The following is a 14,716-nucleotide window of genomic DNA, read 5'->3' on the forward strand; positions in this document are numbered from 1 at the left end:
ATCGATAAAAGCTGGGGACAGTAGCTGGTTCTGTGGCCTGACGGCCACTCGGAGGTGGGTCAAAATTAATGGCCAGTAGTGGGTCATTTTAATTGGCCATTAACAAAAGGTCATCATGCACTACGACACACCTTTGCAACGCGAGCCTCAGAGAAAAATATCGACCTCAAAACGATTCAACGATGGTTAGGACACGCGAGCATCGCCACAACGATGATTTACGTGCATTCGACAGAAGAGCATCTGGAGTCAGCGGCAAAGCTTCTGGATTGATGAGCCATTCTGGACACTGTAGACGTTATTGCTAGGGTGCATTCGGTGCTTGGCAGAATCGTGTCCAAGATCAGAGGTTATATGCTACGCTCTCCTGACCCCCATAGAAGTGTGGGGCGACAACACTCCGACGGGAGTGGAAATCAGGTTCTTAGGGAACTAACGGGTGCCCAGTACTTCAATGGGGAAGATGCTCCAAGGCTTCGACCAAATGGAAACTTACTTTTGCATGGTTGTACCCGTGGGAAGCCCGTTCATTGGACGGGCTTTTTGTTTTTATGAGTAATCGTTTCGAAGACTATCTTGCGCTGGTCATAGAAGAGGAAGCCCAAAAGCTAATCGACCGCTACCACGCGTACCACAACTTTCTTCATCTAGAGCACAAACGTAACAAGGAGAGGGTTCTCGACGCGCCAGATAAGGAGGTAAAAACTCCCGACTATTGGCGAATCGATCCTAAATTTAACCCTTTTTACGTTCGGAAGCGCCGCAAAAGCATCGCCAGGTCAATTGCGAAGAAATTGACAGATGGGACATACCACCCTCGGCGTCCCTTCGAGAAAAAAATTGATAAGCCCGGAGGTGGAACCCGAACTCTGTCGATCTATCAACTTCCTGATGTCGCAGTCTCGCGTATTTTTTATGAAAGGCTACTGGAGAAGAATCAACATCGTTTCAGCTCCTTTTCTTATGCGTATCGAAATGACCGGAACGTTCACTTTGCGATCCAGGACATCTCCGTAGACCTTTCGCTTGACGCAAGAGCGTTTGTCGCAGAGTTCGATTTTTCAGATTTCTTCGGATCAATATCTCATGAATATTTGCGGAAGCAGTTTGATACCAACGGATTTTATGTAAGTGAGCAAGAGAGAATTGTTATGGAGGGTCTGATTAACGCCTGATTTATCGCTGAATCGCTTTTCAACTCGAAAAAAAGCCATTCAAGCGCGATTTTGGCGTTATCACCCTCTGTTTTGTTCGATTTTTGCCTATTTCCCGCCGTTTTGGCGGAAAACAGGCGAACTGACCCTACGACAGCAGGTATTTTTCACCCATCAGCAGGTTGCTGAACGCAGCCAGCAAGTGCAATCGGTTACTGTTTTTGGCCAAGCCGCGATAGCGAACTTTGCTATAGCCAAAGACCTGCTTGATGTACCGGAATGGGTGTTCCACTTTGGCCCGGGCGCTGGCTTTGAGCTTCTCGGCCTTTAGCTTTCGGTCGTCCAGTTTTTTACGAGAACCGGGGCGCTTGGCAATGAACCAGGATACATTTTGGCGATCTTTATGCTCATCCCGCTTTTGAATGCCAAGATAACCGGCATCACCGAACACGCGCAGCTCGTCACCGTGAAGAAGGTTGCCGGCGGACACGATGTCGTGGACATTGGCAGCGGTGGTATCGATGCTGTGGATCAAGCCGAGCGTATCGTCCACGCCGATATGCATCTTCATGCCAAAGTACCACTGGTTGCCTTTTCTGGTTTGTCGCATCTCAGGGTCGCGCTGGCCGCTTTCATTCTTCGTGGAGCTTGGTGCAGAAATGATGGAAGCATCCACAATGCTGCCTTCACGCAGCATCAAACCATTTTTCTCCAGGTGCTTGTTCACCTCTTTGAACAACACCTTGCCAAGGCCATGGCGCTCCAGGAAATGACGAAACTTGAGAATGGTGGTTTCGTCCGGCAATCGGTCCAGCTTCAGGCCGGCGAACTGGCGCATGGATTCGATCTCATACAATGCGTCTTCCATGGCAGGATCACTGAGGTTATAGAACAATTGCATGCAGTGGACTCGCAGCATGGTCGGCAGCGGATACGGTGGCCGGCCAGTCTGGCCCTTGGGGTAATATAGGGCTACCTTCTTCTCCAACTGCTTCCACGGAATCAGCTTGTCCATCCGTTCCAGAAAAATCTCGCGGCGGGTTTTACGCTTCTTGGTCTGGTACTCGGCTTCGGAGAAGGTGATCTGATCCATGGTGGCAACGAATCCTGTGCAGTTGACGATGACCGTATTATCGCTGATTTTGAGACTTATTCAGAGCTTCCCTAACTCTATGGTCACCCGAACATCTAAAACTTGCTTTTCCAAATACCGCCACGTCCGTAAGTCTAGCTCAATCATATCCCGATGGAGCAGATCTGATGGTCAAAACAATCTGGAAGTCAGTAGTAATCCTGTCTGCCGTACGCGCAACGTTTTTCATACTTGAGTTATTGCTAATGTCGCTCATCAACGGCCTAAGTGGAACCTTCACCGTTCTGCAGGAGCGGTCTCAGGAGTTTCTCAATGTCGCCGTTGAGATCGCAGCCATTGCCATAGGCCTGACGTGGATTGTGAACAGACTCTCGTCCAAAGATAATTCTCTGAGCAGAAGCCAAAACGCGCTTGCGACTGGTTCAGCTACAACTTCGGCAACCGGTGATAGCCCTGGTGTCCTTGACGCAGATGAAATAAGTTCAGAGCTAGCCGAAATAGCTGTACCTGACGATAGATCAGAGAGCGATGCCCGAAACGCAGGAACCAGCGACCGGTTTGATAATGAATCCCCAAACCAATCGACATTTTACGACACCGCTCCAAATGAAGGTCTGAATGCGAAAATGATTAGTGAACAGCCAGAAACCAACGCTTGCTCATCAGGTGAAGAGTTAGCAGACATACTCAATAGCGCATGGATTTGATGAACTTCCAGGAGAATGCCAGATGATACATCCCATGATTGCCCTTCTGGCCGTTATTCTGATTCTTTCCACCGGTTTCCTGATACTTTATAAAATCTTTGGGTTAGTGGAGAAAGACATGGCAGATGACGAAAAAAAGAGGGACGACAACGATACCCTTTGACTACTTCACCTCGATGGCCATGAAACGATTTCTGGTAGCTCAAGGCGCAATGGTGATCTCCCTCAATCACCATTGCGCTCAAATGCTCCACCCCGCCTTTAGCGGATTCACGACAATGGCTCAGAAAATCCCGTCATTAGGCCTGAATGGTCGCAAAGCGGACATTTGGATTTGACGATTACACGGAGCTTTGCGGCTATTTTGGATCCGCGAATCGGAGGGAAGTGCATTGGAGCGCTGCAACGGTGAGCTTTCCGCTCACCATTGCCAGCACAAGAGACTCTGTACCATGCATCACCCTCACTTGGACTCGCATACCGATTGGCCCGCGATGTGGAAGCCGCCGAAACTCAGAACAGGCGTTCTCCGTTATCCACCTGCGCGTCCGGTCTTACCAGGGTAACTGCGCCCTTCTCCGTCTGCACGCCGGTGACCAGGCACTCCGACAAAAATGGTCCGATCTGTTTGGGGGGGAAATTGGTAACGGCAAGAACCTGTTTGCCAACGAGCTCCTCCTTGCCATAGAGGCCCGTAAGCTGTGCGCTCGATTTACGAATACCAATGTCCGACCCGAAATCCACTCGCAATTTATAAGCAGGCTTGCGTGCCTCGGGAAAATCCGTCACTTCAATGATGGTCCCGATCCGCAGTTCAACCTTCTCGAAATCGTCCCAAGTAATCATCTTATTGCTCCTTCGACGTAGTTAGTCTGTTAACAATTCTAGCTCGGCGACCGTCCGGCTCTTCGCACGACCCGCGATCAAAGAACCAATGACAATCAGGATGCTGGCACTCAACACGGCAACCGTAGCCTCGCCGTATCCGGCAAGAATCAACAGGATCACTGAAATCAGTGGCGCACTGTATGCCAGGGTTCCCAGTAACTGGATATTTCCGTGCTTTACACCATGGTCCCAAGTGAAGAATGCTATGCCCACCGGTCCGAGGCCGAGCCCCACCACGCCAATCCATTGAAGTGCGCCTTCTGGCCATACCGTTTCCTCCCACAAAAGGTGGCAAATCAACGCCAGAATGGCCGTAACACCGCAGAACCAGCCCACGGCATCGGTTGGTACCGAGCGAACCAGTCTGCTAAGAACGGAATAAGATGACCAGATCAGAGCACAGGACAGAGCCACCAGGTAACCCGGCAGGTTCTCCCAGGCAAATCCATCGGCATTGCGGCTGATCAACAACCAGCAACCTGCCAGGGCAACCAGGGCCCCAACGATGTACTGAGCTCGTAGTTTCTCGCCCGGCAGGAAGGTCGACAATAGGACGATCAGCAGCGGCCAGAGGTAAGCAAGAAGGCTGACTTCGACGGCGGGGGCCAGTGTCATAGCCTTGAAGTAGGCAAAGTGATAACCGAACAAGCCAACGACGCCGATGCACCATGCAAGTGGCGATTGCCGTAAATAACGCACACCGGAATGCCCCGAGAAGACCCAACGGCCGCACATCAACAGAAAAGCGATACCGAAGGTCATGGCCATGAGCTGGAACTCCGGAATCTCACCACCGGAAAGCTTGGTCAGCAATGCCAAAGTGCCCCATAACAGAACGGAAATCGACCCGATCCAGGTTGCGGCGTTAACAGATGCCATGAAACCCTCCCGAAACTCTCATGTGTGAATGATTGCAGAAGGGTATCCAGTGCGAAGGGTAGGAACTTTCAAATCCTGGCGGAACTATTTCGAAATACGGCGGAAGTGGCTGGGTGCTTTGCCAAAGTGGGCTCTGAACCGGTCGCTAAAGGCCGATAACGATGAATAGCCGACAGCGTCGGCAACTCGCTGGACGCTGAGCCCCGACTGCTCCAGAAGCCGCCAAGCTTCTTTCATTCGTAACTCTGTGAGGTATTGATGCGGCGTCATGCCGACCTGGCGCCGAAACAGATCGTTCAACTGCCGAATGCTCAGATGTGCCACGGCAGCCGCCTCGGCCAAGGACAGCGGTCGGTTGAAGTGTTCGTCCAGAAATTGTTTCGCGGCGTGGACTCTGCGGTCCAGCTTCAGCTGACTTCCATGGCGCTCCTGAAGCAACTGAATCAGCAGGAGTAGCATTTGATGTTGGGTAAAATCCGACTCTGTCCCATTATGGAGCTGTGCGTGAAGGAACTGGATGTAGTGGAGCAATGCTGGATCCAAGTCTACGAAACAAGGTAGCTTGTCCAGCGCCGCGGCATACCCATGGCCAATTCCCGCGGGAATAATTGCCGCTCGATGCTGAGCCACTTCCCCTTCGATGGCATCTACCGACAGAGATAACGTTCCCACCAACGGCAATACCAGTTGATGATGGTCGTGGGAGTGGCTTTTTCCCTCATCCTCGTAGGTTCGTATATGCAAGCCGATCTCAGAATGCTTCATGCGACCAGTATAATCAGGAACATTTGAAAATCCTCACAGAACGACCCTTTCATTCATCTCTCATCCGGGATCGGACCGGTTCATAGTGAAAACGCGGGAAACTGGCAGTGACGAAGTATCTTGTGAACCACGCCTAAACGGTTTATGGCTAGAATTTCCGCTTTTTTTAGGAATTGCCTGAGATGCGGGACGGTCGCAATGCGAACATTGGAAGCAACCAATTAACGCTTCTTCCCGCATTACTTCGAAACCTATATGAGGGAAAGCACACTTTTTCAGTATACAGCTATTTCACATTCCCCCTGAAACCAAGCATAAACGGGTTGCAGTAGCCATCTGGGCAAACGGCATCCTGACTCTCGTCCAGATCGCGGAAAGGACTTTGCCGGCAGCTTGGCGCTGATTGCCGATGCTATACATAACTTCTGGGACATGGCATCGCTGATTATCGCGTTCGCGGCCCGTAAGATTGCGCGTCGCCCGGCTGAATAAAAGCTGACCTTCGGCTACGGGCGAATAAAGGTAGGTGTTGCGCTGTTAAATACACCACCTTGATCATGATAGGGCCCTACCTGATATACGAGGGTGTCATGCGGTTCCCAGATCCGCTGGAACTCAAGGGGTGTTGGGTAGTCTGACTTACATTGTTGCACTGATAATGGACGCGTTGAGCGCGCTGCTGACCTACTCAATGCAGAAGGGCAGCGTTAATATTCATGCGTTGTTTTACACAACTTGTCTGATGCGTTTGCGTCAATAGCAGTGTTATAGGCGGAGCTCTTATCTTGCTCTACGACATGCGCTGGGTTGATTCCGCAATCACCATTGGCATGGCCAGCTATATTCTCTACCTGGACCTGACAGAAATTGGCGGGACCATCAGAACACTCATGCTGGGGAGTCCCTAGGATATCGGCACAGATTCCGTCATTGGGGCAGTATCAGACTTAGAAGGAGTTATCGACTTCACCCCGTACATTTTTGGCAGGTGGGTGAGCATGATGCCTCGCTCGACGCCCGTGTGGTTGTCGAGATGAGTGCGTGGAATGAACTTGAGAAAATCAAGGACGGGATAAAACAGGCTTTGGAGAAAGAGTTCAGCGTAACTCATTCAACACTGGAATTTGAACACCCTGACTACAAGCACGAGGGGGCAAATACCTATAAACATAGTTAACCGGCGCGCTATGTGACATACCTCATCATGCAGATTCCAAACGAATGGCGAACCACAAAGGCACGAGGACTCCATGCGAGACATGATTGAACCCCATCAAATTTGGGCCTACCCCATCGCTGCTGTTCTCGGCCTTTTAGAGGGCAGGAAACCTCCCCCGGGAAATATGTTGCCAGAGTATCTGCCCGGGACTCCATACCCAGGCTCTTGCTTTATAACAACATTACCCAGACACCGCTGCATCATCAGACCTCGCCAGAATCTCGAAAGCAATATGGCGAGGTCTAGTTTTCTTTACCCTTCGGAAATACTCCTGCATTTCCAGAGATAGTAACCTACCGGTATCACCAACAGCGCCAAAATCACAGCAGATATCATCCCACCGACCATTGGTGCAGCTATGCGCCCCATGACTTCGGAGCCGGTACCAGTGCTAACCATGATAGGCACCAAACCTCCGATAATAGCAGCAGCAGTCATCATTATAGGCCGCACGCGCAATCCGGCACCATGAAGCACGGCAAGGCGCAACGTCTCGCGTCTTGGAGTCGCCCCCTTCTCCTTACAGGTTTGCAACATTTCCTCGTAAGACTGGTTCAGATACACCAGCATGATCACACCAATCTCCACGGCAACGCCGGCCAGCGCAATGAAGCCTACACCGACCGCAACCGAAAAGTTATAGCCCAGCAGATACATCAGCCAGATTGCGCCAATCATGGCAAACGGCAGCGTACCCATGATGATGCCCACTTCCGCAAAACGGCGGAAGTTCAGGAACAGCAGAATGACGATAATCGCCAGCGTCAGCGGCACCACGTAGGTGAGCTTTTCCTTGGCACGCAGCATGTACTCATACTGGCCAGACCAGGTAACCGAATAGCCCGCAGGCAGATCGAGCTCCTCGTTAACGGTGGCCATGGCCTGCTCCACATAGGTGCCGACATCAACCCCTTCAATATCCACGAAGGTCCAGCCATTGAGGCGGGCGTTTTCACTTTTGATGGCGGGAGGACCATCTTCTACCCGGATATCGGCGACATCGGCAAGCGCAATCCTTTGCCCCGTTGACGTAACGATGGGCAACTGCTCCAGCTTCTCTGGAGAATCCCGGTAGTCTTCCGGATAACGAAGATTAATGGGATACCGCTCAAGTCCCTCGATGGTTCTGGAAACGTTGATTCCACCAATAGCGGAGGCCACTACCTGCTGAACATCAGCGATATTCAGCCCATAACGAGCGGCACGCTCACGATCAATATCCACCTTGATGTAGCGGCCCCCAGCGACTCGCTCAGAGTAAACGGAGGCTGTACCGGGGATGTCGACCATGACTTCCTCAAGGCGTTTACCGATGTTCTGGATGACGGTAAGGTCCGGACCGGCAATCTTGATGCCCACCGGCGTTTTAATACCCGTTGCCAGCATATCGATGCGCGTGATGATCGGCATAACCCAGGCATTGGTTACCCCCGGGAACCGAATCAGAGTATTGAGCTCCTGCTTCAGCTTTTCGGTGGTCATGCCTTCCCGCCATTGATCCCTCGGCTTGAGCTGGATGAACGTCTCGATCATGGTTAACGGCGCCGGATCAGTTGCGGTGTCTGCTCGTCCTACTTTACCGAATACGGTTTTAACTTCCGGGACGGTCGCAATTAACTTGTCGGTCTGCTGCAATAGTTGGCGGGCTTTACCGATTGAGATCCCGGGATAAGTGGTCGGCATGTACATCAGATCGCCTTCATCCAGCGGTGGAATGAACTCACTCCCGATCTTGGTCGCCGGCCAAAGCCCCACAGCCAGTGCCAGCAGTGCAGCCATAACAGTGGTTTTCGGGAATCGAAGGACCAACTTCAGGACCGGCATATACGCACCGACCAGCAGACGGTTCACGGGATTCTTGTGTTCCGGCAGCACCTTGCCACGGATAAAATAGCCCATGAGCACCGGAACCAGCGTCACCGCCAGAGCCGCACTGGCTGCCATGGCATAGGTCTTCGTGAAAGCCAGCGGGGCAAACATCCGTCCTTCCTGCGCTTCCAGGGCAAACACCGGCACAAAACTGACCGTAATAATCAGAAGCGAGAAAAACAATGCTGGACCAACCTCCGAGGCTGACCTGGCAACAACCTCCCAACGGTTCTCGGGCGTGAGCGGTGTCCGCTCCATGTGCTTGTGCATGTTCTCGATCATCACGATGGCGCCGTCGATCATGGCGCCGATGGCGATGGCAATCCCTCCGAGGGACATGATATTGGCGTTGATACCCTGCCAGTGCATGACGATAAAGGCCGCCAGAATACCCACGGGAAGGCTGAGAATCGCCACCAGCGACGAGCGCACGTGGAACAGAAAGATCATGCACACCAGGCCCACCACCAGGAATTCTTCAAGCAGCTTGAAGCCAAGGTTATTAACCGCCCTCTCGATCAGTCCGGAGCGATCGTAAACCGTCACCACTTCCACGCCTTCAGGCAGGCTTGATTTCAGTTCCTCTAATTTGGCTTTTACGCCGTTAATCGTTGCCTGGGCGTTTTCACCGAAGCGCATCACTACAATGCCACCCACGGTTTCGCCTTCGCCGTTCAGCTCGGCCACCCCGCGCCGCATCTGCGGCCCGACCTCAACACTGGCCACGTCTTTCAGGAGCACAGGGGTGCCGTTGTCATCGAGACCCAGTGGAATTGACAACAGATCCTCACGGGACTGGGTGTAGCCAGACGTGCGCACCATGTATTCCGCCTCGGCCATCTCGATGACGGAGGCCCCTACTTCCTGGTTGCCTCTTTTGATAGCGTTCTGGATGTGAGCCAGAGGAATGCCAAACGCCCTGAGCTTTTCCGGGCTGACCTTGACCTGATACTGCTTCACCATGCCACCAAGCGCGGCCACTTCGGACACACCGGGAACTGTTTGCAGTTCGTATTTCAGAAACCAGTCCTGCAGGCTGCGCAGTTGGCTCAGATCATTGTTCCCGGTGCGATCCACCAGGGCATAAAGGTAAACCCAGCCAACCCCGGTTGCGTCCGGCCCCAGTTGCGGGCGGGCCGAGTCCGGAAGGCTGGGGGCCACCTGGGAGAGGTACTCCAGCACCCGGGAGCGAGCCCAGTACATGTCGGTATCTTCATCGAAGATCACATACACGTAGGAGTCCCCGAAGAACGAGTAGCCACGGACGGTTTTGGCCCCCGGGACCGACAGCATGGCGGTGGTCAGTGGATAGGTCACCTGGTCTTCTACCACCTGCGGAGCCTGCCCCGGGAAGCTGGTTTTGATGATGACCTGCACATCCGAAAGATCCGGCAGCGCATCTACCGGCGTCTTGTTCAGTGAGTAAAGGCCAAGCCCTGTAATAAGCAAGGTGGCCAGCAATACCAGAAATCGATTACGAACAGACCAGTGAATGATGGCAGCGATCATGATTCGCCTCCGCCATGATTCATGGAACTATGGTCCATCGCCTCAGGTTCGATCTTGGGCTCCGCTTTCTCCGGATCCATGACGTGCCCCGAATGATCCATCTGTAAATCCATGGCGTTGCTGCCTGATGCCGACATTCGCTGGAAATCCGAAGTCTTGCTGGACTCGGAATCGATCAGGAACTGCGCAGAGGTCACCACGGTATCGCCAGGCTTAATGCCTTCCAGTATTTCTGCGTACTTGTCGCCAATCCGCCCTACCGTGACGTTGACGGACTTGAAGGCACCCTGTTCCAGCGCCATCACCAGACGGTCGCTTTGTCCAGTGCGGATGATCGATTCACGTGGCACCAACAGGCGTCTTTGCCCACGATCCCCCTGGACCTCCAGGCGAGCAAACATGCCGGGCAGCAAAGCTCCGTCGGAATTGTCAAACCGCATCCGGACCCGGGCCGTCCGCGTCTTCGGATTAACCTCGGGATACACATAATCCACTTTTCCGCGCCACTGGCGCCCGGGCATGTAATCCAGAGTCATCACCACCCGGCTATCGCCTTCCACTGCCGAGAGCTGGCTTTCAAATATCTCGCCAATCACCCAGACTTCATCCAGTGCAGCAATCGACAAAACCCGGTCTCCGGGCTTTATGAACATGCCCTCGCGAACGTTCAGGTTGTCGATAACGCCGGAGCTTGGGGCGTATACGGTCATCGTTCTCTGTACGTTTCTCGTCTGGCGCAGTTGCCGTATCAGGCTGGCCGGCACGTTCAGCGCAACCAACCGTTCCTCAGCGGCATTGATCAGTCGCTGATTCCCCCGGTTCAGTGCCACGAGCAACTCCTCCTGAGCATTGACCAATGTGGGTGAATAGAGAGTATACAGAGGCTTGCCTTTTTCGACTGGTTCCCCCTCAGCTTTCACGTAGAGCGCTTCGATCCAGCCCTCTACTCTGGGGTGTACGTGCGCCATCTCGTCTTCGTTATATTGGACGTAGCCCACGGTAGTTATGGTATTTGGCAGGCGCCCCTGGATAACGGACTCGGTGCGAACTCCTAAGTTGTTTACCACGGCAGGCGAAATACGAACGGTACCGGCTGGGTCGTCAACGGACCCGGCATCCTCAAACACTGGAATCAGATCCATCCCCATAGGTGATTTTCCGGGTTTGTCGCTTTTAAAGTTAGGGTCCATGGGTGCGACCCAGTAAAGCGGCTCCTTTGTCTCGCCACCGGCCGCCTCCACTGTCGGATCGGACAAAATTTCCGGTGCCAGCCAATAGGCGGCACCCACGCCAGCAATCCCGCCGAGCAATACAAAGCCCAATGGGCGAACGAAATTAGCCATGATGATCAATCCTGGTAATGAGTCATTGAAGAGGAAGAAATATTGGAGGCGTCCGTGGTCAGATAACGGAAACTTGCCAGCGTTTTGGCTCGCTCGGCCATCATCTGGATCAATTCGACCTGGGCATTGAGTTCCGAAATCCGTGCACGTACCGCCTCAGCAAAATCACCGTCGTCATTGTTATAGGCGGTCAGCGCGGCGCTGGCCTGCTCTTCCATCTGAGGTAGGAGCGTTTGCTGATACAGGTCAATTCGATCATCCAACCGCTCGATGCGGGCTAGCGCCGCGCGCGCCTTTGCCTGGAGCGACCGGATTCTCAGAACCCGATCCGTCCTTTCGGCTTCCAGCCTGGCTGAGGAAGCACTGAGCCGTCGATCTTGCCGGTTTCCTGTGAATATCGGCAGGTCAAAACCGATACCAATAGAAAACAGGTCTGCCCTGTCCTGGCCGTTCGGAGCTCGGTCACGGTAACCATATTGTGCGAAGACCGACCACTCTGGTTTGTAGGCTTCCCTGGCAAGGTCTACGTCAATGTCCTGTACATCAATCAGTTGATCTGTGGCGCGAACCGACGGGTGACGGATGACAGACTCCACACTGGTCTCCGGCCAGCTGCTGGAAACATCTGCCAATAACAGAGGAGGAATGTTTTCGGCGACCGAGAGCTGGGCCCGCCTGGAACCGATCCATTCCCCTAGAGCTTCTCTGCTGGAAGCCAACTGAGTATGCAAAGCGGTCAGCCGATCTTCAAGCCGAGTCAATTCCAGCGAAGCACGAATAACATCTTGTTGTCTGGAGCCCATTGTCGCGGAGGTATATCCAGCTTCCGCAACATCCGCCAATTGCTCGAACAGCCCCCGGTTCTGTTCAATGAGGCGGATGCTTTCCTGGGCTTTCCAAAGATCGAGCCATAGGTGGGTCGCCGTTTCGGTGACCTGCGCACGACGATTCTGTCGGAGGTAAGGCTGTACACCGGCCAGTTCTTCTTTCTTTGCGCTAGCCAAGCGGCGGCTGTCTCCACGAGGAATTCGCTGTGTAATGCCAATCGTGCCCTGGGTCATGGGCTCTTGCCCGGTATCAAAAGTATCCAGAGGCAGATTTGCCGCGCCGATCATTACCCGGGGATCGGGAAGCGCGCCCTCAGCAACAGACTCTTCCATCAGCGCATCTTGTTTGTAAGAGCTCTGGCCCAGCCAGGGATCGTTTTCAGTTGCTGCTTCGATGACACTCATGAGCTCCAGTCTGGGCTGGGCCCACGCAGAAATGCTGCTAAACAGCAACACACCCAAAATAGTCTGCTTAGTAAAAAAGGTGCGGATGGACAACTTGAGATCTCCGTGGAAAGCATATAAGAGCGCTTATATTAGATCTCAAAGCTGAAACGAAGCTGAAATTAAGTGCGCACAAATTTTATATTGATCTGGCTCAACTATTTTTATCACTAACAAAAGTTATCAAATCGTTAATAAACTTTTTTTGTTTTTTCAGTCAGGTTTCAGGAACTAATGATCTAATGAAACCATCAACCAAACAGGAGGTGAAATTATGAAATCATTAATAGTATTCGCCGCAGCAGCGACTCCACAAAGAAATGACACGCTATGGATTGTCAGAAGTTGGAATGGAGGCGCGAAGACAGATGATAAGTGAAGAAGGACGAGCCTACCATCGTGCTTTAGAGAAGAAACAAATGGAGCAGAAGGTAACGTACAGCAAATGATAACAGAAATACCGCTGGTGGGCATCAGCGGTATCTACTAGAGGCCCAGTTGCATGGGCCTGGAGCAACAAATCAAGGAGTTCGTCATGAAGAGCATCATTACAGCCATAGCAATGACAGCACTGTTTAGTTCCTTTGCCTACGCCGATTCTGGCTTAGCCGACAGGATTAACGAGGCAAGGAGCTATCCGAACAAGACCGTGGAAACCGTTGACAGGCAAGAACTCTGCCTGAAACATCAAAAATTACACAAGCAGATGAAGGAGGCGGGAATAGCAGATTCAAGTGACGACTAGTACGTTCCGCTTAGGCAGAGCTAACAAGCGAAGCTTGCTTCTCATACAAAGAACGTTGCCAGTCATGAAAATAGCATGACTGGATATAGTATTGATTTACTGGAATCTCGGCGCTAAATTTATTACCGTACCGCAAACCTTAGGAGGGTCTGATTAACGCCTGATTTATCGCTGAATCGCTTTTCAACTCGAAAAAAAGCCATTCAAGCGCGATTTTGGCGTTATCACCCTCTGTTTTGTTCGATTTTTGCCTATTTCCCGCCGTTTTGGCGGAAAACAGGCGAACTGACCCTACGACAGCAGGTATTTTTCACCCATCAGCAGGTTGCTGAACGCAGCCAGCAAGTGCAATCGGTTACTGTTTTTGGCCAAGCCGCGATAGCGAACGTTGCTATAGCCAAAGACCTGCTTGATGTACCGGAATGGGTGTTCCACTTTGGCCCGGGCGCTGGCTTTGAGCTTCTCGGCCTTTAGCTTTCGGTCGTCCAGTTTTTTACGAGAACCGGGGCGCTTGGCAATGAACCAGGATACATTTTGGCGATCTTTATGCTCATCCCGCTTTTGAATGCCAAGATAACCGGCATCACCGAACACGCGCAGCTCGTCACCGTGAAGAAGGTTGCCGGCGGACACGATGTCGTGGACATTGGCAGCGGTGGTATCGATGCTGTGGATCAAGCCGAGCGTATCGTCCACGCCGATATGCATCTTCATGCCAAAGTACCACTGGTTGCCTTTTCTGGTTTGTCGCATCTCAGGGTCGCGCTGGCCGCTTTCATTCTTCGTGGAGCTTGGTGCAGAAATGATGGAAGCATCCACAATGCTGCCTTCACGCAGCATCAAACCATTTTTCTCCAGGTGCTTGTTCACCTCTTTGAACAACACCTTGCCAAGGCCATGGCGCTCCAGGAAATGACGAAACTTGAGAATGGTGGTTTCGTCCGGCAATCGGTCCAGCTTCAGGCCGGCGAACTGGCGCATGGATTCGATCTCATACAATGCGTCTTCCATGGCAGGATCACTGAGGTTATAGAACAATTGCATGCAGTGGACTCGCAGCATGGTCGGCAGCGGATACGGTGGCCGGCCAGTCTGGCCCTTGGGGTAATATAGGGCTACCTTCTTCTCCAACTGCTTCCACGGAATCAGCTTGTCCATCCGTTCCAGAAAAATCTCGCGGCGGGTTTTACGCTTCTTGGTCTGGTACTCGGCTTCGGAGAAGGTGATCTGATCCATGGTGGCAACGAATCCTGTGCAGTTGACGATGACCGTAT

15 protein-coding genes are annotated in these 14,716 nt (G+C 52.5%); 7 read left to right on the forward strand and 8 right to left on the reverse strand.

What is annotated here, in order from left to right; all coding sequences use genetic code 11:
* Nucleotides 1-78: 78 nt before the first annotated feature.
* Nucleotides 79-273, forward strand: a complete 195-nt coding sequence (locus OZ656_RS16350; RefSeq protein WP_379944718.1) for a tyrosine-type recombinase/integrase — start codon at nt 79-81, stop codon at nt 271-273.
* Nucleotides 274-551: 278 nt separating this feature from the next.
* Entirely contained in the window at nt 552-1,175 is a 624-nt protein-coding gene (locus OZ656_RS16355; protein WP_286897095.1) for a hypothetical protein, read from the forward strand.
* A gap of 127 nt (nt 1,176-1,302) precedes the next feature.
* Here OZ656_RS16355 and OZ656_RS16360 read toward each other — a convergent pair whose 3' ends face one another.
* Nucleotides 1,303-2,247 carry an IS5 family transposase gene (locus OZ656_RS16360; protein ID WP_153741791.1) on the reverse strand — a complete coding sequence of 315 codons (945 nt, stop codon included), beginning with the start codon at nt 2,245-2,247 and terminating at the stop codon, nt 1,303-1,305.
* A 167-nt stretch (nt 2,248-2,414) separates the two neighbouring features.
* On the opposite strand from OZ656_RS16360, the gene OZ656_RS16365 reads away from it, so the two are divergent.
* Both OZ656_RS16365 and OZ656_RS16370 read left to right on the forward strand, forming a co-directional pair.
* Complete coding sequence (locus OZ656_RS16365; RefSeq protein WP_153741759.1) at nt 2,415-2,954, forward strand: hypothetical protein; 540 nt, start codon at nt 2,415-2,417, stop codon at nt 2,952-2,954.
* Between the two features lie 22 nt (nt 2,955-2,976).
* Nucleotides 2,977-3,117, forward strand: a complete 141-nt coding sequence (locus tag OZ656_RS16370; RefSeq protein ID WP_153741758.1) for a hypothetical protein — start codon at nt 2,977-2,979, stop codon at nt 3,115-3,117.
* Nucleotides 3,118-3,467: 350 nt separating this feature from the next.
* Here OZ656_RS16370 and OZ656_RS16375 read toward each other — a convergent pair whose 3' ends face one another.
* From OZ656_RS16375 to OZ656_RS16385, 3 genes are all read right to left on the reverse strand, one after another.
* Entirely contained in the window at nt 3,468-3,800 is a 333-nt protein-coding gene (locus OZ656_RS16375) for a tRNA-binding protein (RefSeq protein WP_153741757.1), read from the reverse strand.
* 21 nt (nt 3,801-3,821) lie between these two features.
* On the reverse strand, nt 3,822-4,721 hold the full coding sequence (locus OZ656_RS16380) for a DMT family transporter (protein ID WP_153741756.1): 900 nt from the start codon (nt 4,719-4,721) through the stop codon (nt 3,822-3,824).
* 84 nt (nt 4,722-4,805) lie between these two features.
* Entirely contained in the window at nt 4,806-5,486 is a 681-nt protein-coding gene (locus OZ656_RS16385) for an AraC family transcriptional regulator (protein ID WP_153741755.1), read from the reverse strand.
* Between the two features lie 432 nt (nt 5,487-5,918).
* Here OZ656_RS16385 and OZ656_RS16390 point away from each other — a divergent pair, with 432 nt between their 5' ends.
* Both OZ656_RS16390 and OZ656_RS16395 read left to right on the forward strand, forming a co-directional pair.
* Nucleotides 5,919-5,978, forward strand: a complete 60-nt coding sequence (locus OZ656_RS16390) for a hypothetical protein (RefSeq protein ID WP_248185651.1) — start codon at nt 5,919-5,921, stop codon at nt 5,976-5,978.
* 293 nt (nt 5,979-6,271) lie between these two features.
* Nucleotides 6,272-6,394, forward strand: a complete 123-nt coding sequence (locus tag OZ656_RS16395) for a hypothetical protein (protein WP_264766311.1) — start codon at nt 6,272-6,274, stop codon at nt 6,392-6,394.
* A gap of 563 nt (nt 6,395-6,957) precedes the next feature.
* Here OZ656_RS16395 and OZ656_RS16400 read toward each other — a convergent pair.
* The 3 genes from OZ656_RS16400 to OZ656_RS16410 are packed head-to-tail and all read right to left on the reverse strand — an operon-like array spanning nt 6,958 to nt 12,751.
* Complete coding sequence (locus tag OZ656_RS16400; protein WP_278351244.1) at nt 6,958-10,083, reverse strand: efflux RND transporter permease subunit; 3,126 nt, start codon at nt 10,081-10,083, stop codon at nt 6,958-6,960.
* On the reverse strand, nt 10,080-11,426 hold the full coding sequence (locus OZ656_RS16405; RefSeq protein ID WP_379944719.1) for an efflux RND transporter periplasmic adaptor subunit: 1,347 nt from the start codon (nt 11,424-11,426) through the stop codon (nt 10,080-10,082). Before OZ656_RS16405 ends, OZ656_RS16400 begins: the two co-directional genes overlap by 4 nt.
* 5 nt (nt 11,427-11,431) lie before the next feature.
* Nucleotides 11,432-12,751 (reverse strand): TolC family protein, encoded by a 1,320-nt coding sequence (locus tag OZ656_RS16410; RefSeq protein ID WP_379944720.1) that lies wholly within the window; start codon nt 12,749-12,751, stop codon nt 11,432-11,434.
* 481 nt (nt 12,752-13,232) lie between these two features.
* Between OZ656_RS16410 and OZ656_RS16415 the strand changes: the two genes are divergently transcribed.
* The gene (locus tag OZ656_RS16415; RefSeq protein WP_153741751.1) at nt 13,233-13,442 is read left to right on the forward strand and encodes a hypothetical protein; all 210 of its coding nucleotides are present in this window, start codon (nt 13,233-13,235) and stop codon (nt 13,440-13,442) included.
* Nucleotides 13,443-13,733: 291 nt separating this feature from the next.
* On the opposite strand, the gene OZ656_RS16420 is transcribed toward OZ656_RS16415, so the two are convergent.
* A complete protein-coding gene (locus OZ656_RS16420; RefSeq protein WP_303293872.1) occupies nt 13,734-14,678 on the reverse strand; it encodes an IS5 family transposase in 945 nt (314 codons plus the stop codon).
* Between the last annotated feature and the right edge of the window lie 38 nt (nt 14,679-14,716).

It is taken from the genome of Marinobacter sp. LM1 (genome assembly GCF_042763285.1).
GTDB lineage: Bacteria > Pseudomonadota > Gammaproteobacteria > Pseudomonadales > Oleiphilaceae > Marinobacter > Marinobacter nauticus.